Origin of the sequence: Mycobacterium sp. (assembly GCF_035633495.1) — a bacterium.
GTDB lineage: Bacteria > Actinomycetota > Actinomycetes > Mycobacteriales > Mycobacteriaceae > Mycobacterium.
The window spans coordinates 1-17,297 of sequence record NZ_DASQEU010000139.1 but is presented as its reverse complement, the minus strand read 5'-3'; the positions used below and the strand labels follow the sequence as shown (position 1 = coordinate 17,297).

The following is a 17,297-nucleotide window of genomic DNA, read 5'->3' as shown; positions in this document are numbered from 1 at the left end:
TCGACGGTGGACCGGACGGCGCGCCGAAGCTGGACGTCAACGTCAAGTCGATCGCGCTGGACTGACACCGAGACGCTCCGGCGTCGAACGACCTACAGTTCTGCCATGCCCAGACGAGCTTCGCCGTGATCGACGAACCGTTTGCTCCGCCCCGCCCGAAGGGTCCGTCCCCGGCGGTGCAATGGGTGGTGGTGGCGGTGCTGGCGGTCGTCGTGGCCGCGTACGTCCTGGCGGTATTCCTGACCAGAGACCACTGGGCGGGCAGCGGCGAACGGGCGGGGACAGCGACCACGTTCACGGCGCAGGCGCCTGACGGTTCACCGCCGACGCCCGATCAACTCACGCAGACGCAGTCAGTGCTAAGCCGCCGGATGGCTGGGCTCGGCATCGCGGGTGCCGTGGTCTCGCTTTAGGGCGACACCCTGACCGTCACGACCCCCGGTGACGGCGACGGTGTCGACGACATCACCGGCGAGGGAGTGCAGTTCGACGCGCGTCCGGTCCGGCAGATGATTCCCGCCGAATCGCCGCAACAGCCCGACCCAGGACCCACAACACCCCCAACCGCGAACGACCCGGGACAGCGGCCGGCGGACGAGAAGGAATTACGCCAGAGCACTGACGAGTCCATACAGATCTTGGCGATGCAGTTCCAGGCGACCCGCTGCAACGACGAGGACGAACTGGCAGGAAATGACGACCCAGCCCTGCCGCTGGTGACCTGCTCCGAGGACGGCGCGGCGGTGTACCTGCTCGACAAGTCGATCGCGAGCGGCGAACACGTCCGCCACGCCTCCGCCGTGGAGGGCGATCAGAACCGTGGGTACGCCGTCGACGTCGAGTTCGACTCCGATGGCGCGGCCGAGTTGGCCCGCATCACCAAGATTTATGCCGGCGACCAGATCGCCTACACACTCGATACGCGCGTCATCGGCACCTCGGTGATCCGGGAGCCGATCGCCGACGGTCGCCTCACCATTGCCGGTGACTTCACCGCCGAGTCGGCCGGTGACCTGGCGGCCGCATTGCAAGCCGGCAGGCTGCCGCTGGCGCTCACCTTCGAATCATCAACGGGCGCAACACTTGCGGGCACTCCGGGTTCGAGTCCGCTACGCATCGGGCTCGTCGCCGGCGGAGGCGTGCTCGCGCTCGCGGTCGTCGGCGCCATCGTGGCCTCCGCGTCGTCTCACCGGAGGCAGGGAACCTCGTGACCGACCCTCAGCGATACGGCGAATACCCACCGCCCGGCATGTACGGATACGGATACCCGAACGGCTATCCCCCGCCGCCGAAGACCAACACCCTGGCGATCGCCTCCCTGGTGTGCTCGTTCCTGTTCGCGCCGTTGGGCATCCTGTTCGGGCACATGTCCCTGTCGGAGATCAAGAAGACGGGCGAGGAGGGACGCGGGCTGGCGATCGCCGGGCTGGTGATCGGCTATCTGGTGACGCTGATCGCCGTCGTCGTGGTGGTGTTCGGCCTGGTGTTGTTGGTGGTGGTGGCCAACAGCGTCGATCATTTCGACTTCGACGGTGACTACACCGCCTCCCCGACCGACCAGGTCCCGTCGATCGAGCAACCGCTTCCGCCGTTCGAGCCGCCGGCGACGCTGGGATCGAACTGCCAGTATCCGGCGACCATCGAGGCACCCAGCAGGCCGGTGAACCCGCCGCAGATGGGCAGGACTCCTACCACTCCCGAATCGATCCCGGCCGGGCTCGTCACCAACCGCGGCGACATCGGCCTGGTGCTGGACAACGAGAAGGCGCCGTGCACGGTGAAGAACTTCACCAGCCTCGCCGAGCAGGGATACTTCAACGACACCCGCTGCCATCGCCTCACCGTCGGCGCCGAACTGCACGTCCTGCAGTGCGGCGACCCGACCGCCACGGGCACCGGCGGCCCCGGCTACCTCTTCCCCAACGAGTACCCCAGCAATCAATACCGGCTCAGCGACCCGGCGATGACGACGCCGGTGCTGTACCCCAGAGGGACGCTGGCGATGGCGAATTCGGGGCCCGGCACCAACGGCAGCCAGTTCTTCCTGATGTACGAGGACACCATACTTCCCCCTACGTACACGGCGTTCGGCACGATCGACGCCGAAGGGCTTGCGGCGCTTGACAACATCGCTGCTGCCGGCGTGGTGGGCAGCGTGCCGGACGGAGAGCCGGTGGCCGAGGTGACGATCGAGTCCGTCCGCGTCGGTTGATCAGCCGAGTCCGGCTGCGGTTTTCGCCGCGATACCCGGGTGCAGCACGGCGACGGGACACCGGGCATGAGCGACGACCTTCTGGCCCACCGAGCCCATCACGAGCCCGGAAAAACCACCGAGACCGCGGCTGCCGACCACGAGCAACTCAGCGCCGATCGACTCCGAGAGGAGGACCTCGGCCGGCCGACCCGTGCCCGCGACAAAGGAGACCGGAACATCGGGGAAGGACTCGGCGGTGACGATGACCGGCGAATGAAAAGCGCCCGTATCCGAACCCGGCGCAGACTTCGTGGGGTCCACCCCGTGCGACTCCGGCTCGCCGCGGCCCGGTTCGACACCGACCACGACGACACCGCAACCCTTAGCCGCCGCGTGCCGGAAAGCGAAAGCCGCCCCCCGGTTGGCGGCGGGCGAGCCGTCGTAGCCGAGCACGACCTGGCCGGGGTTTCCCTCTCCCCCTTCGAATTCCGGCCCGCCCTCCAAGCCCGAGTGGACCACCACCACCGGGCACTTCGCGTAGGGCGCGACGTGCATCGTCGTCGAGCCCAGAAGAAGCCCGCGGAAACCCTCGATACCACGCGAGCCGAGCACCAGGACGTCGGCTGTCTCGCCGGCGGCCAACAGCGACCTCACCGGCGAATCGGGCATCTGCAAGGCGCCGACCTCGAGGCCGGGATGACGAGTCCTGGCCAGCGCTACCGAGTCGGCGAGGACACCGGTGGGCCGGCTGACCCACTCGGGGACTCCGGTCGCGTCCGGGCGGGCGAACAGCACCGTCATGGGCAGTTCGTAGGCGACCGCGGTGTCGGCGGCCCACTCGAGAGCTGACCTGCCGTGATCTGATCCGTCTGCGCCGACCACCACCCCTGTGGCTTCGGGATGAGTTGGCTCGGTCACGGGTCGCCTCCGATCTGGCCGCTACCGCGGCACGACAATCATGCGACCGCCGAGGCAGGCAACGCAAACATCGTCTCCAGAGACGCCCTTCGGCGTTATGGTGCTCTGATCGTCCCGACGAGACCTGGCGAGGTCGACATGCACATCGAAGCACACGACCCCCACCACGCTGCGGAGAGCGATCTTCAGGACAAGGGGCTGTCGCGCAACTCCGTCGGCGTGCTCGGCAGCGTCGTCCTCGGCATCTCTTCGGTCGCGCCCGCGTACGCGCTGACCGCCACCATCGGAATTCTGGTCTCGCAGGCCGGTCCGAAGATGGCGGTGGTGATCATCGCGGGATTCCTGCCGATGTTCTTCGCCGCCTATGCCTATCGCGAACTGAACAAGGTGGCCCCGGACTGCGGCACGTCGTTCACGTGGACCACCAAGGCGTTCGGACCCTATGTCGGCTGGCTGGGCGGGTGGACCGCGATCCTGGCCACCGCGATCGTCCTGTCGAACCTCGCCGGTGTGGCCGTCCAGTTCTTCTATCAATTCCTCGGCGATCTGTTCAACAACGAGGCTCTGGGTGCCCTTTGGGAGAACCGCGGAATCAACGTCTTGACCTGCATCGGCTTCCTGGCGATCGCCACCCTCGTGGCATATCGCGGCATCACCACGACCGAGAAGGTGCAGTTCATCCTCGTCGGGTTCCAACTGATCGTGCTGCTGGCCTTCGCGGTGATGGCGATCGCGAAATCGGGATCATCCGAAACCGGGATCGGCTTCAGCTGGGACTGGTTCAGCCCGGCCGGCCTGACGTTGTCGGCGTTCATCGCCGGACTGTCCGGATCGATCTTCGCCTTCTGGGGCTGGGACACCTGCCTGACCGTCAACGAGGAGTCGAAGGGTTCGGCGAAGACGCCCGGACGAGCCGCCCTGCTGACGGTGCTGTCCATCCTGCTGACCTACCTCATCGTCGCCACCGCAACCCAGATGTACGCCGGCGTCGGCAGCGACGGACTCGGGCTCGGCAACGAGGAGATCTCCGACAACGTCTTCGGCGCGCTCGCCGAGCCCGTCCTGGGGAGCCCCTGGGACTTGTTCCTGTACCTGGCCGTACTCGCCTCGAGCACGGCGAGCCTGATCACGACGTTCCTGCCCACCTCCCGAACCATCCTCGGCATGGCGACCTACAAGGCTCTCCCCGCGCGGTTCGCGTCGATCCACCCGAGGTACCTGACACCGTCGTATGCGACGGTCGTCGCGGGGGTGGTGGCGGGGGTGTTCTACTCGGCACTCACCTTCCTGAGCGAGAACGTGCTCACCGACACGATCTACTCGCTGGGCATCATGATCTGCTTCTACTACGGGCTGACCGCGTTCGCCTGTATCTGGTTCTTCCGCAACGAACTGTTCGCGAGCGCGTCGAGCTTCGTGTTCAAGCTGCTCTTCCCGTTGCTCGGCGGGCTTGGCCTGTTCGGGGTCCTGGCCGTCACGCTCAAAGACAGCGCTTCACCCGATTATGGCAGCGGGGCAAGCATTTTCGGTGTCGGCCTGGTTCTGGTGCTCGGCCTCGGCCTGATCCTGTTCGGGATCGTGCTGATGCTCGTCTGGCGCGCGGTTCAACCGGCCTTCTTCCGCGGTGAAACCTTACGCAAGGACACTCCGGTCCTGGTTGACTAGACAGCGGCGCCGAGGCTCACGGGTGGCAGACGCCCGCCTCGCCCTTGGGGGTCGGCGGGGCGTCGATCGACGGGTTCTGGTCGAAGAAACCGGATGGCTTGAGCCAGAACGAGACCGTGTCCACGGCCATGATGGGCCACTCCTCCATCCGGGTGATGTGGTGGATGCCGAAGACGTACCACAACACCACGTCGGTGTTCTCCAGTGGCGCATCGTCTTTGATCCACTCGCTCATCCCGGCGTCGACCTCGGACTGGGTCGGATAATCCCCGGCCGGCCACCGCTCGTCGGCGCTGTTCTTGGTAACCCACAGGGTGTGCCCGATGACGGGTGCGCGAAGGTACTGCGGTGTCGCCGCGTCCATCATGACCGGGAAGCTCGCGCCGGGTACCAGCTTGTAGGACACCGGCGTGCCGTGCTTGTTGTTCTTGTTGGGGTTGACCACCTTCCACGACCGCTGAGTCGCCCAATCGAAGTCGCGCGCGGATTCGGACTCCGACGTGATCGGCGTGGAACGGGTCACCAGCGCCAAGCCGTAGGGGTTCTCCGCCGACACCGGCGGGACCACCGAATCGACCTCCATCACGGTGTTCTGGTCACCGTCGACGTCGAGGTCGAGGCGGGCCACCAGGAAGTGCTGGTGGAACGGGGCGTAGGTGTTCTTGTCGACGACGGTGCCGTACGGCGGTGGCTCCTCACCCTCGGGGAACGGTGTCGTGACCATGATTCCGGTGGCCCGGATCTCGCACTCGATGTTCCCGTCCTGGTAGAAGCGCCAGTAGACGAGGTACTCGTAGTTGGCCACCGTCGCGTGGCACGAGATGACCATCCGGCGCTGCCTGCGGACCTCCGCACCGGTCTTGTGGTCGACGTGCTTCCACAGCACCGCGTTGTCCTCCTCGTGCAGGCAGATCGCGTTCTTGACGGTGTACGGCTCGCCCTTGGTGTCGGGCAGTGTGACATCGACGTACACGATCTCGCCCAGACAGTCGCAGCCCAGCTCCAGCGAGGTGGTCATGAAACCCAGCCCCCACTCACCGATGTCGTACGCGGTGCGGCGGTAGTGGTCGAAGGTCGGGTCACGGTAGGGAACGACCATCTCGGCCAACGACATTCGATAGGCGACCTCACGTTTGGTGCCGCGGTCGTCGAACGCCACCTGGTAGAGGACGGGTCCCTCGCGGTAGTTGAAGCCGAGCCTCATGGTCCAGTTCTGCCACTTGAGTTCGGTGCCCTCGAGGGTGAAGGACGTGCCCTGGGGCTGGGTGATGTGCAGCGGTTTGAGGTCGGTGCGCACCTGGGTGCCCCGAACCGAGGGAATGTACTCGGAGTCCACCTCGGGATGGCCGTAGTCATGGTGCTTCTCGATCTCGAGCAGCTCGAGCGTGTTGACGTCGACCAGCAATTTCAGGCCGGAGACCGGATGTCCGTACGGGTTGCCCTCGGGGGTTTCACGGGCCCAGAGGTCGCACCAGCCGAGGCGGCGATGCTTGTGCTCCTCCGGCATCAGCGCCTTACCGTAGGTCCACACGTCGATGAGGATCAGGCTCATGTCGGTGAACCCGCGCTCGGCGAGCGCGGCGATGACCTCGGGGTGGACGCGCATCGCCTCGTCGACATCATGGAACTCGTCGACGGTGAAATTCGGTGTGACGCAGGGGATGTACTCGAAGGACACAACCGTGTCGTCGGTCAGGTCGACCGTGGCCTCGTAGGTCTTGTTCTCGGTGCGGTCCAGGACCACCGCGAACGACGTCCGCCTCACCGGTTGCCCGGGTCGCCACGCCTTCACGTCGGCCTTGGGTGGCTCCTTCAACTCGATCGAGGTGAAGCGAAATCCGTCCCCCACGTGCCCTGCGCTTCGCAGGAGCGCGGCCGTCTGCCGGAATTCCTCCGCGGTCAACGGTTCCAGCGGATGCTCAGCCATTGCTACCTCCTCGGTTATCAGGTCTAGTCAATCGTTTTCCGGCCAGTTTGTGTTCGTCATGGGACAATTCGCCGGAGGCAAATGTGAATGACCGACCGAGCTTGATAACCAGAGTGTTCGGATCCCGAGGACTGAAGGGGATCTCGGAGATCCGCACGTTCTTCCGGACGAACGAACAGCCGATCTTCTTCATCGGCCCGACGGCGTTCAACCTGCTCGGAATCGACCGCTGGGTCCGCGGCGTCGAGTACGTCGTCTATTACGACTCGTGGGACTCCGCCCATCCGCGGGTCTTCACCCCGTCCAGCAAGCCGTATGTGGAGTTCGAGAGCAGCGAGGAGATCAACAATTACCTGCTGCGCGACGCCGAGGTGCAGAAGTTCATGGAGGCACGTTGCGCGGCGCGCGGCCTCCGACCGATGGTCGCGATGGTGTTCTTCGACGAGGAGACCGAGGAGATCTGTCGCGAATTCGACTACAACCTGATCCTGCCGCCGGACTCGCTGCGCCGCCATCTCGACTCCAAGATCGTCACCACGAAACTGGGCGAGGAGGCCGGCGCGCCGTCGGTGCCCAACGTGCTGGGGCGCGCCGACAGCTACGAGGAGCTCTCTGCACTGGCGACCGACGCCGGCCTGGGCTCCGACCTGGTGGTGCAGACACCGTACGGCGACTCCGGCAAGACCACGTTCTTCATCACCTCCGAGGCCGAGTGGGACCGCGACAGCGAGAACATCGTCGGCGAGGACCTGAAGATCATGAAGCGGATCAACAACCACGCCGTCGCGGTGGAAGCGGTCAACACCAAGCACGGCACGGTGGTCGGGCCGTTCATGACCGACCTCACCGGCTATCCCGAACTCACGCCGTACCGCGGCGGCTGGTGCGGCAACGACCTTTTCCCCGAAGCACTTTCAGAGATTCACCGCGCCATCGCGATCCGCCACGTCCAGCGATTGGGTGACCGGCTGCGCCAAGAGGGTTATAAGGGCTTCTTCGAGGTCGATGTCCTTGTCGACCTCGACTCCGACGAGGTGTACCTGGGCGAGCTGAACCCGCGCATCTCCGGGGCCTCGTCGATCACCAACGTCACCGCCGGCGCCTACTCCGACATCCCATTGTTCCTGTTCCACCTGCTGGAGTTCATGGACGTCGACTACGTCGTCGACGTCGAGGAGATCAACGAGCGGTGGCGCGAACTCGCCGCGGTCGACGTGTGGGCCCAGCTCATCATGAAGGAGCCGAACGACGCCGTAGAACGCCTCCTTGCCGCTCCGGCGACGGGTCGCTACCGGTTGGCGGAGGACGGCAGCCTGAACTTCGTCGGCGTCACCAACGACTGGCACGACGTCACGCACGAGGACGAGTGCTTCTTCCTTCGCGTGTACGGACCCGGGGACTACCGGTTCAAGGGTGCGGACCTGGGGATCCTGGTGACCAAGGGCCGGATGCAGACGGACGATGGACTGACGCAGCGCTGCCGCAGCTACATCGACGGGATCCGCTCGATGTATGTGAGCGAGCCGCTGCCCGAACCCCCGAGTGTGACACCCATCGGCTGGGTGAAGTAGCCGCTCGCCTCAGCTGTGCCCGCGCTCGCGGCCCTCGACGATGCCGACCGGTCCGGTTTTGCGGCGCCGGTGCTTCGGGACACGCTCAGTCAGCCCGGCCGCGTGCTGCCCCGCGGCCACGAACCCGCGGATGGTGTCGAGCAGGTAAACCGGATTCTGGGCGGCCGGCCACGTCGAGAACTTCACCGACACGGTGCGCGTCGCCCGGTCCACCAGCACCATCTGTCCGTGGATGCCCAGACACAGGTGCAGATCCCCGAGCACCCCGGGCGTGAACCAGAACTGGTTGCGGTACCAGCCGCCGGTGAGGAACGGCTCCGAGTCCGAGGACACGAACGCCGCCCGGAGATCCGGGTCGATGGTGCGGGCCTGGGTCAGCCACTGCTTGGGCACCACGGATTTCCCCCCGACGACCCCGTCGTCGAGCAGCAGCTGCCCGAACCGCGCCAGATCCCGGGCATGCGCCGACATTCCGCCGTCGTGTATCGCGGAACCGACTGCGTCGCAGGTGATGTCGGCGTCGAACTCGGCGCCCATCGGCTGCCAGATCAACGTCGAGATCAGCTCGGCCATCCGCGTGCCCGCGGCGCGTTCGCACACCCAGCCCAGCATGTCGGTGTCGGCCGAGCGGTACACAAACGGCCCACCGTGCGCGGTGCCGACCGCCAGTGTGGCCAGATAGGCGTACATCCCCCGGAGCTCGTCGGTGTCGGTGCCCGGCCGCCACCCCATGTAGCGCTCCATGACCCGGACCTCGGCCTGCGGGTCGGTGTACTCCTCGCTGAACACGACTCCGGTACGCATGTCGAGCAGATCGCGCACCGTCGCGCCGCCGTAGCCGGAGCCGGCGACCTCGGGCGCATAGGTGCTCACCTGCTCGTCGGGGTCGAGCAGCCCCTGATCGGCCAGGATTCCGGTGACACAGCCGACGACCGACTTCGTCACCGACATCATCAGGTGCGGGGTCTGCGCCGTCATCCCGTTGCCGTAGCTCTCCAGCACGATGCGGCCGTCGTGCACGATCACCACGGCGTCGGTCCAGGTTTCGGCCAGCACCTCGGCCAGCGTCGATGTCCGGCCCTCCAGGCGGTGCACGGTGACGGCCTCGGGCGCCAGGGGGTTGTCGGCGGTCGCCAGTGCGGCCACCGGACCCGACCCGCGCGGGATGCGGTGGGTGGGGATCACCTCGCGCAGGTGCTGAAACGCCCAACGGTTGTACGGCGCATCCTGCCAGTTCGCCAACGTCACCAGCGCTGCCTGATCCGGGGGAAAACCGGACATCAGTGGCACATCCGACATGGCCACGACCCTACCGGTGCCCCACCGGCCTCGTCGCCGCAGCTACGGCAAAACCCCGTCCACATCGTCAAGACCATCTTGACGGATTTTCAAACGTCAAGATAGTCTTGACGCATGAGCGCACTTCTGACCGAACTCGCGTCCCCGCTTCTCCCCTCTCCTGGTGCTCATTGGCAGGAGTGGCTCGACTACGGCCTGCACTGGGCCTCGGTGGACAAGCGACACTCGATGGTGGAATCGGCTGCGGCCATCGCGAGAGGCTCAGCGGCCGGACCTGCCAGTGAGACCAGTCGCATCCTGACCCTCCACGCCTACCGGGAGACCAGGCCAGGCCCCCGTTGGCAGGCGCTTTACGCGGCGACCTGGCCGGCCTACCGGCGCTGGTATGCCCGGGAAGGGCTGGCCGCCCGACCCTCTCTGGACGAATGCCGGCGCGCGCTTACCCGACACCTCCCTGAGCTGATACCTACCTGGGAAAGGCTCTGTCACCTGACCGGTGATGACCCGGTCGCGGCCCGCATGCTGTCGATGTGGGGGCTTCCGGCTTTCAGCGTCGGTTGTTCCCAGGTTGTGATCCCTGGCGAGCAGCCGATCTTGATCCGAAATTACGACTACGACCAGGCGCTCTTTGAAGGCGTCATCGCGTCCACCAACTACTCGGGACAGCGCCGGGTGCTGGGAACGAGCGACATGCTCTGGGGTCTGCTGGACGGGATGAACGAGGACGGGCTGGCTGTCTCGCTGACCTTCGGTGGCCGACCGGGCGGCGGTGAGGGCTTCGGGATTCCCATCGTGTTGCGCTATGTGTTGGAGTCCTGTGCCACCGTCGAACAAGGAGTCAGCGTTCTTCGGCGGATTCCCGTTGCGCAGTCCTACAACGTGGCGTTGGTCGACACCACTGGCAGTCACGCTACGGTTTTCGTCGCCCCGGAGCAGCCTGCCATCGTGAGCCGACTCGAGGCCACGACCAACCACCGGCTCGATCACGTCGAATACCCCGCCACCGCCGCTCGATTCAACAGCGTTGGGCGACTCACGCTATTGGACCAGCTGCGAGCCGACCGTACATCGGGCGAGCACCTCGTCGCGGCGATGCTGCAGCCACCGTTGTGCAACGACGAATTCGACATCGGCTTCGGCACTCTCTACACCGCCAACTATCAGCCCGCAGCCGGAACCGCCACGTGGCATTGGCCCGAGACGTCATGGACGCGAACCTTCAACGACCCTGACGGTGTACGCACGGTGGCACTGGTCCCATGACCCAGCTCTGACCTTTGACACCAGATCCCGGCCATACTGACTCCGTGAGTCGAGAACCAACCGACATTGCGGCCGAAGCCCGCACCCTGCTGGATGCACTTGCCAACAGCACCGACCCGATCGCCTTCGAAACCTTGCTCGGTCTCAGTCGCTACGTCGGCGAATGCCTGGGAACCTCAGCCCGCACCCTGGCTGAAGCCCAGTCCTGGAGCAGCGTTGCTGGTCTCGCCGGCACCACGAAACAGGCCGCCTGGGAGAGATGGCACCATTGACTCCTCCCCGCCGCAGCCAGCCGAGTCAGGCGGCGGAGGTGACGCGGTAGACGTCATAGACGCCTTCGACGTTGCGCACCACATTGAGCACGTGGCCGAGGTGCTTGGGGTCGCCCATTTCGAAGGTGAACCGGCTGATCGCCACGCGGTCGTTGGACGTCGTGACCGATGCCGACAAGATGTTGACCTTCTCGTCGGCCAGCACCCGGGTGACATCGGAGAGCAGCCGGTGGCGGTCGAGGGCCTCCACCTGGATCGCGACCAGGAACACCGACGACGGGGACGGCGCCCACTGCACGTCGATGATCCGTTCCGATTGCTGTTCCAGCGAATTGGCGTTCGTGCAGTCCGTGCGGTGCACGCTGACTCCCCCGCCGCGCGTCACGAAACCCATGATGATGTCACCGGGTACCGGGGTGCAGCACTTGGCGAGCTTCGTCAGCACACCCGGCGCCCCGGGCACCGCGACACCCACGTCGTCGGTGCTGCGCTGGCGCATCGGCATGGTCGCAGGAGTCGACCGCTCCGCGAGTTCGTCGGCGGCCTCGTCGTCGCCCCCGAGTTGCGCGACCAACCGCTGCACGACGTGTCGGGCCGACACATGGCCTTCGCCGACGGCGGTGTAGAGCGCGGAGACGTCGACGTAGCGCAGCTCCCGCGCCAGCGCCCCCATGGAATCACCGGTCATCAAGCGCTGCAACGGAAGTCCGCCGCGACGCACCTCTCGAGCGATCGCGTCCTTGCCTGCCTCCAGAGCTTACTCGCGACGCTCCTGTGGGCTCGGACTTCAAGCAACGAGTGGTACAGCAAATGATTGCTCGCCGCATCCGGACGGATGATTCCGGTGGCTGAACAGCGCCGTATCGGTTTTCATTGGCATCTGCGGCGCGTGATGGCGGCCCACAATCTGTGGAAGTCCACTGAGCTGCGGCCATTACTGTGCTCGAGAGGAATCAATCTCTCCGATGCGCAGGTCTACCGCCTCGTCACCGGTGAACCCCAACGTATTCCGTCGCGTACCTTCGCCGCGCTCTGCGACATCTTCGACTGCTCGCCCAACGATCTGTTCGAGCCCTACGTCGAGATGCAGGCCGCCGCCTCGGCGAACGCGCCACGCCCACGGGACTTGGGAATAGCGCCCGGCAACCCCGTCGCCAAACGGATTCGAATCGTCCAGGACGACGATGGCCCGCCCCCGCAAACCTGAGGACCCACAACGCTGGCCGATCGGATGCACCCGATGCCGCGGGCACTACGAACTGGTGGCTACCTGGCCGGACGGATCGATCTGCGGATACTGCTACCAGGCCGCCAAACGAACCATCGGGATCTGCGCGTGCGGCCACCAAGGCGTGCTGCCCGGCCTCATCGAGGACCGGCCCGCATGCCGGCGCTGTAGCGGCGTCAGGCTCAATGTCGACTGCATCAGCTGCGGCGACGAGGCCGAACTCTACAGCGGCGGCCAATGCCAACGGTGCGGGCTCCGTGCCACCGCCCAGCGGTTGCTCACCAACCCCGACGCCGGCGTGATCGCCCCGCAGCTGCAACTAATCGTCGATGCACTCGCTGAGATGGACCGCCCCAACAGCGGTCTCACCTGGATCCGCCAAACCCACGTCCAGCACGTGCTGCGCGAGCTGGCCCGCCACCCAACCCTCACCCATAATGTGCTTGACCAACTGCCGCCAGGCCGCACGACTAACTACGTGCGCAGCCTTCTCGTCGAGCACGGCGCCCTTACGTCACGTGACGAGAGGCTGGCGAGGTTCCAATCCTGGGTGGTCACAGCCCAACAACGCATCACCACCGACGAACACCGAAAACTTGTCGCCAGGTTCATCCGATGGAACCTCGAGAAACGGCTCCGCTCGATGAACCCAGTCTCCGACTCGGCGTTCCTGCGTGCCAAACAGGCCGTCACCGTCACGATCGAGTTCTGCAACTGGCTGACCGCCGAGCACGGCATCACCGTTGAGCAGCTGACCCAGGCCCACATCGATCTGTGGCAATCGACCGGTCCCACCACCCGTGGGCACATCATCCGTTTCATCAGGTGGGCCATCAAGGCCAGGCTCATTCCTTCCGATCTCGAAGTGACACCGCACCGCCGAGGAGGCGCCCGGCGGATGCCGGTCGAACAACAGAACGCCGTCATCGAGAAGGTCGCTCACCAGCAGACTCTTCATCCCCGCGACCGCTTGGCCGCCATCCTGATGATCGTCTTCGCCCAACGCGCAGAAGACATCGCCGCTCTCACCTCTCACCTGGGACCAAGTCACGATCAGCGCCGACACGGTGACCATCAATCTGGCTGGCTTGCCGATCGATCTCCCGCCACCCCTCGATGAACCCGTTCGCGCGCTGGCCGCAAGCAACCACAACAACCAAACCGCGGCACATCCCAACTCGCCCTGGGCATTTCGCGGCTACCGCCCCGGCATGCACGTCACGCCAACGCATCTCCGCAACCACCTACGGCCCGTTCTCGCCACCCTCGAGGCTCGGTTAGGCACCCTCAATGAACTCACGCAAACCACACCGATCGCCATCCTGGCCGAAACCCTGGGCTACAGCCCTCAGACGTTGGAAGCTCATGCGCGAGCGGCCGCATCAACTTACGCGCGGTACGTTGCAACCCGGCTTGACGACGACGAGTGTATGGAATGAGCGACGGCGTGAGCGTGCCAGCCAATGCCCTACTCGGGCCCGGTGTTATGCGTGTGAATCGCCGCGATCGACTGGCGGACCACACCGCAATTCAGTCGGTGCGCTTAGCCAAAATCTCACGCAGAGCAGGCAGGGCCCGACGGTCCTTCGGCCGGTCAGCCGCCGCCTTGGACCGGACGACGTCGCTCAGCGACGCGACATGCACAGTGACGTTGTACAGCTGAGCGGCCGTCGCGTCGCGACGCAGGTCCGAGTAGCCGTGTGTACCGGAGGGCTGGAAGGCGACGTCGAGATCGCCAGCATCAGTTTGCAGATTCCACGTCTGCGCCGCGGCCAATCCTTCGGCATCGCACGCAAAGGGCAGGCCTTCAGGAACGGTCTCGGTGCGAATCCTCGCGTTGAGCTCGCGCAACGCGGCCGCAAGCCGGTCGAGGTTAGGGCGGTCATTCTGGGGAGTGATGTCGGCATCTTCCGTCGGGAACGGCGACCCGTGGAACACGGCCGCCAGACCGCCGATCAGCACATAGACCACCTCATGGCGGTGCAGCACCTCGAACAAACGCGCGAGATCGAGTTCCATGATCAGGCGCTACCCACCGCGCGAATCTTCCTGAGCTGCTTGGTGACCCGGGCATGACGGTCAAGGCGCGCTTGGCCAGTCATGTCAGCCAAACGCGCGGCTTGGGCGACATCGCTATCGTCGCGAACCACGACATTCATGTCGAGATCGAGTCCGCACAGCCGGACAAGCCGGATCACATCGTCGAGGCTGACCGCCGTGCGGCCGGACTCCCACCGTGCGATCGCGGGCTGGGCGGTGTCTGCACGCGAAGCGAGTTCCTGCTGCGTCAGGCCGGCGCGGCGACGCGCTTCGCGGATGAGATCTCCACCGTACGAACCCATGAACCCAATATAACAGATTTGTTATACAGCTGCCAGGGTGAATCGCTGGATCGCTACCACATCGTCGACCGGATCTGGGAAATCGACACCGACCACGACCTGATGATCACGAGGCAGATCCATCGCAACAACGCCGTGACCCTCCGGTGGCAGGAGCGGTGTCAGCAACTCTCAACTCACACCATTCGCGGGCGGCGAAGACCGGTTGAGGCAGACCACTCACCTGAGGCTGCCAGCCTGGTGAGCCATTAGGACTGCGCCGTGAACTCGCACCTCCTGAACACGCACTGCTACCAGTTAACCATTGCGAGTTGCACTGTGCTACAAAGTATTTCATTGCCGACCGCGACGACCAGTGCCTCTATTGATCCATATGGGCTCTTCTCATTCCTTCTTCGCCCACAGCGCTTCGTCTCACCCTTCCTGCCGCCAGACTTCAGACAGCTTTGCAGCGTAGCTGCGGCCACCCGGTGGTGGGCATCGCCAGTCTGGCGTCAGCAGCACAACGCCGCCAATTCGTCACGGTGACGTTTCTGCAGCCTGCTGCGGATACCTTAAACATGCTGTCCTACAGCAGGTTCCAACGCCATTTCATGGATAAGTCATCATTATCCATGAAATGGGCCAATGGCCTTCTGGCACAGGGGCCTAACGGCGCGTGGTCCTGAGTCCACCAGCGCGCTTGAATCGACACCTACGGTGCGGCGTGAACCCCGAGCGAAACTGCTACGCGTTGCTGCGGGCCGGTACCGACCTGGAGGGGCCGCATGCCGTGCATTCGGAGGTGCCTCCACCGGACGTCTGCAGTATGCACCTGGTTGATCGAAGCGACCCAGCGGCGCGCGCAGGCGTCAGTCGAGGAGGGCGACGTCGAGTAGCACTGGTTGATCTTCGCCGGGTGTGGTCTGGCCTGTGCTGCGACCAGTGGCGACGTCCTTCGAATGCAGTGTGACGGTTCTGTGCCACCGCAGGCGGTTGACCTGGCCCAAACGCATCACCGGGATCTGCGCCTGCGGGCATCAATGCGGACTGCAAGGCATCATCGACGACCAGCCCGCGTGCCGGCGCTGCAGCGGCGTGACTCGAACTGACCCAGGCCCGAACCACCTACAACGCCGCCGAGTAGCCGCTCTACCTTCATGTCGCGACAGAAGTGCGACACCAGACCTGAGATCGGATCATCGCGTCGGGTGTCACTCAATTACCGATCCAGCTCGCACCTCATCGGGACGCGCCGGCGCCAGTTAATAGTGCCGATTCTACTGTGCCACAGAATGATTGAGAAACTCACCGAGGGTACTCGCTGGCCCGATGGAACGTCGGTGAGGGACGAGGCCGTCCTCGCACACGACTGGGCAGACGATGGTCACTATCGCGGCAGCAGAATTCATCGTGCGGCTGGTAGTCTTTCGCTTGGGCGTGCAGGACCGCCCGATGTCCGCTCGAAGGGGCTCAGCCTCCCTGCCGGTGATATTTAGTTGATAACCGACCTCTTCTCTGCCCGATCTTGCGGACACCGGGCGCATGAGAGGAGGCCGTCATGGCCAGCACCCTGCCCGATAATCCCTCGATCGACCGGCTTCGTAGCGACGCACGCAGACTTCAGCGCGGAGTGGACGCGAACGATCCAGATGTGCTGGAGACCGTCCGCCAGCACCATCCACGTCCTGATTTGGCCCTCACCAGCGCCCCGAGCCGGTTCGCGCTGCACGACGCACAGCTGACTGTGGCCCGTAGCTATGGCTTCACCGGCTGGCCGACACTGGTGCACTACCTCCAGATCGCCGCCGACCTCAGCGTCGATCCGAGCAACATCGACGAGAACACGCTCGACCCCGCCGACCGATTCTGCACGTGGTCGTCATTGCGCTACGACGACACCGACGCGCCGCCACGTTGGCAAGCCGCGGCACAGCTTCTCGATGCCGATCCCAACCTGGTGGATCAGCACGGGTGGGCCGCCGCCTGCGCCGCCGACGCCAACGCACTGTCGCGCCACCTCGCCAGTCAACCCGGTTTCGCGACCACCCGAGGTGGGCTTTCGGCTGGGTGCCGCTCCTCTACTTGTGCTATTCACGGGTTCCCCTGGAACGGAGCCAAGACGGGTTGCTCACGGCAGCCACCATGCTGCTCGAAGCCGGTGCAGACCCGAATGCGGGGTACCTGTGGCGCGGGATGTCGACGCCGTTCACCGCGTTGACCGGAGTGTTCGGTGAAGGCGAGCAAGGACCACGTCGCCAACCGCGACACTCCTTCGCTCCTGCGCTCGCCACTTTGTTGCTGAACTCGGGCGCGCACCCCGTCGACCAGCAGACGCTCTACAACCGGATGTTTCGTCCCGACGACACACACCTGGAGCTGCTGTTAGCGCACGGACTGGCCGACGCCGGACCCAGCCCTTGGGAACGGCGTCTGGGCGAGGCCATGGAGACCCGCGAACAGATGTGGCAGCGCCAAGTCGAATGGGCGGCCGAACACGGGTTCGCCGATCGGCTCGATCTGCTCGCCCGCCACGGCATCGACATCACCCAGGCCAAGCTTGTCGTGCCGGCCGAAAGCGATGATCCGAACGCCCGCGACGAGGAAGGCGCCACGTCACTGCACCACGCGGCCTTCGA

Annotated in this window: 13 protein-coding genes and 3 pseudogenes; 10 read left to right on the top strand and 6 right to left on the bottom strand. The window is 65.2% G+C overall.

Annotated features, from left to right (window positions below):
• Nucleotides 1-125: 125 nt before the first annotated feature.
• The 3 genes from VET27_RS20725 to VET27_RS20715 all read left to right on the top strand — a co-directional run bounded on the left by VET27_RS20725 (nucleotide 126) and on the right by VET27_RS20715 (nucleotide 2,212).
• Nucleotides 126-413 carry a hypothetical protein gene (locus VET27_RS20725; protein WP_526521495.1) on the top strand — a complete coding sequence of 96 codons (288 nt, stop codon included), beginning with the start codon at nucleotides 126-128 and terminating at the stop codon, nucleotides 411-413.
• Between the two features lie 96 nt (nucleotides 414-509).
• The gene (locus VET27_RS20720) at nucleotides 510-1,211 is read left to right on the top strand and encodes a SecDF P1 head subdomain-containing protein (RefSeq protein WP_526521494.1); all 702 of its coding nucleotides are present in this window, start codon (nucleotides 510-512) and stop codon (nucleotides 1,209-1,211) included.
• 38 nt (nucleotides 1,212-1,249) lie between these two features.
• The gene (locus VET27_RS20715; protein WP_526521498.1) at nucleotides 1,250-2,212 is read left to right on the top strand and encodes a peptidylprolyl isomerase; all 963 of its coding nucleotides are present in this window, start codon (nucleotides 1,250-1,252) and stop codon (nucleotides 2,210-2,212) included.
• On the opposite strand, the gene VET27_RS20710 is transcribed toward VET27_RS20715, so the two are convergent.
• On the bottom strand, nucleotides 2,213-3,112 hold the full coding sequence (locus tag VET27_RS20710) for a universal stress protein (protein ID WP_526521493.1): 900 nt from the start codon (nucleotides 3,110-3,112) through the stop codon (nucleotides 2,213-2,215).
• Between the two features lie 138 nt (nucleotides 3,113-3,250).
• Here VET27_RS20710 and VET27_RS20705 point away from each other — a divergent pair, with 138 nt between their 5' ends.
• Nucleotides 3,251-4,777, top strand: a complete 1,527-nt coding sequence (locus VET27_RS20705; protein ID WP_526521492.1) for an amino acid permease — start codon at nucleotides 3,251-3,253, stop codon at nucleotides 4,775-4,777.
• 16 nt (nucleotides 4,778-4,793) lie between these two features.
• Here the strand turns inward: VET27_RS20705 and VET27_RS20700 are convergent, their stop codons facing one another.
• Nucleotides 4,794-6,722, bottom strand: a complete 1,929-nt coding sequence (locus tag VET27_RS20700) for a primary-amine oxidase (protein WP_526521497.1) — start codon at nucleotides 6,720-6,722, stop codon at nucleotides 4,794-4,796.
• 95 nt (nucleotides 6,723-6,817) lie between these two features.
• Between VET27_RS20700 and VET27_RS20695 the strand changes: the two genes are divergently transcribed.
• On the top strand, nucleotides 6,818-8,275 hold the full coding sequence (locus VET27_RS20695) for a biotin carboxylase (RefSeq protein WP_526521491.1): 1,458 nt from the start codon (nucleotides 6,818-6,820) through the stop codon (nucleotides 8,273-8,275).
• A gap of 9 nt (nucleotides 8,276-8,284) precedes the next feature.
• Here the strand turns inward: VET27_RS20695 and VET27_RS20690 are convergent, their stop codons facing one another.
• Entirely contained in the window at nucleotides 8,285-9,574 is a 1,290-nt protein-coding gene (locus tag VET27_RS20690; protein WP_526521490.1) for a serine hydrolase domain-containing protein, read from the bottom strand.
• A gap of 114 nt (nucleotides 9,575-9,688) precedes the next feature.
• Between VET27_RS20690 and VET27_RS20685 the strand changes: the two genes are divergently transcribed.
• Together VET27_RS20685 and VET27_RS20680 are read left to right on the top strand one after the other, a co-directional pair.
• On the top strand, nucleotides 9,689-10,837 hold the full coding sequence (locus VET27_RS20685; protein WP_526521489.1) for a C45 family autoproteolytic acyltransferase/hydrolase: 1,149 nt from the start codon (nucleotides 9,689-9,691) through the stop codon (nucleotides 10,835-10,837).
• A 44-nt stretch (nucleotides 10,838-10,881) separates the two neighbouring features.
• Nucleotides 10,882-11,109: a hypothetical protein gene (locus tag VET27_RS20680; protein ID WP_526521488.1), complete on the top strand. Its 228-nt coding sequence runs from the start codon at nucleotides 10,882-10,884 to the stop codon at nucleotides 11,107-11,109.
• A 25-nt stretch (nucleotides 11,110-11,134) separates the two neighbouring features.
• Here VET27_RS20680 and VET27_RS20675 read toward each other — a convergent pair.
• Nucleotides 11,135-11,866, bottom strand: a pseudogene (locus tag VET27_RS20675) (ACT domain-containing protein); the annotation flags it as partial.
• An 87-nt stretch (nucleotides 11,867-11,953) separates the two neighbouring features.
• Between VET27_RS20675 and VET27_RS20670 the strand changes: the two are divergent.
• Entirely contained in the window at nucleotides 11,954-12,316 is a 363-nt protein-coding gene (locus VET27_RS20670; RefSeq protein WP_526521496.1) for a helix-turn-helix domain-containing protein, read from the top strand.
• Nucleotides 12,294-13,776 (top strand): annotated as a pseudogene (locus tag VET27_RS20665) (Fis family transcriptional regulator). Before VET27_RS20670 ends, VET27_RS20665 begins: the two are co-directional and overlap by 23 nt.
• Nucleotides 13,777-13,867: 91 nt before the next feature.
• Here the strand turns inward: VET27_RS20665 and VET27_RS20660 are convergent.
• Together VET27_RS20660 and relB are read right to left on the bottom strand one after the other, a co-directional pair.
• Entirely contained in the window at nucleotides 13,868-14,356 is a 489-nt protein-coding gene (locus VET27_RS20660) for a hypothetical protein (protein ID WP_526521487.1), read from the bottom strand.
• A gap of 2 nt (nucleotides 14,357-14,358) precedes the next feature.
• Nucleotides 14,359-14,679, bottom strand: coding sequence for a type II toxin-antitoxin system RelB family anti-toxin (gene relB / locus VET27_RS20655; protein WP_526521486.1), 321 nt, complete (start codon nucleotides 14,677-14,679; stop codon nucleotides 14,359-14,361).
• 1,540 nt (nucleotides 14,680-16,219) lie between these two features.
• Here relB and VET27_RS20650 point away from each other — a divergent pair.
• A pseudogene (locus VET27_RS20650) lies at nucleotides 16,220-17,297 on the top strand (ankyrin repeat domain-containing protein); the annotation flags it as partial.

What these genes read in the sequence shown, in the direction of transcription:
- VET27_RS20720 (WP_526521494.1), top strand. Translation starts at nt 510, where the DNA reads ATGATTCCCGCCGAATCGCCGCAACAGCCCGACCCAGGACCCACAACA.
- VET27_RS20715 (WP_526521498.1), top strand. Translation starts at nt 1,250, where the DNA reads ATGTACGGATACGGATACCCGAACGGCTATCCCCCGCCGCCGAAGACC.
- VET27_RS20705 (WP_526521492.1), top strand. Translation starts at nt 3,251, where the DNA reads ATGCACATCGAAGCACACGACCCCCACCACGCTGCGGAGAGCGATCTT.
- VET27_RS20690 (WP_526521490.1), bottom strand. Translation starts at nt 9,574, where the DNA reads ATGTCGGATGTGCCACTGATGTCCGGTTTTCCCCCGGATCAGGCAGCG.
- VET27_RS20685 (WP_526521489.1), top strand. Translation starts at nt 9,689, where the DNA reads ATGAGCGCACTTCTGACCGAACTCGCGTCCCCGCTTCTCCCCTCTCCT.
- VET27_RS20660 (WP_526521487.1), bottom strand. Translation starts at nt 14,356, where the DNA reads ATGGAACTCGATCTCGCGCGTTTGTTCGAGGTGCTGCACCGCCATGAG.
- relB (WP_526521486.1), bottom strand. Translation starts at nt 14,679, where the DNA reads ATGGGTTCGTACGGTGGAGATCTCATCCGCGAAGCGCGTCGCCGCGCC.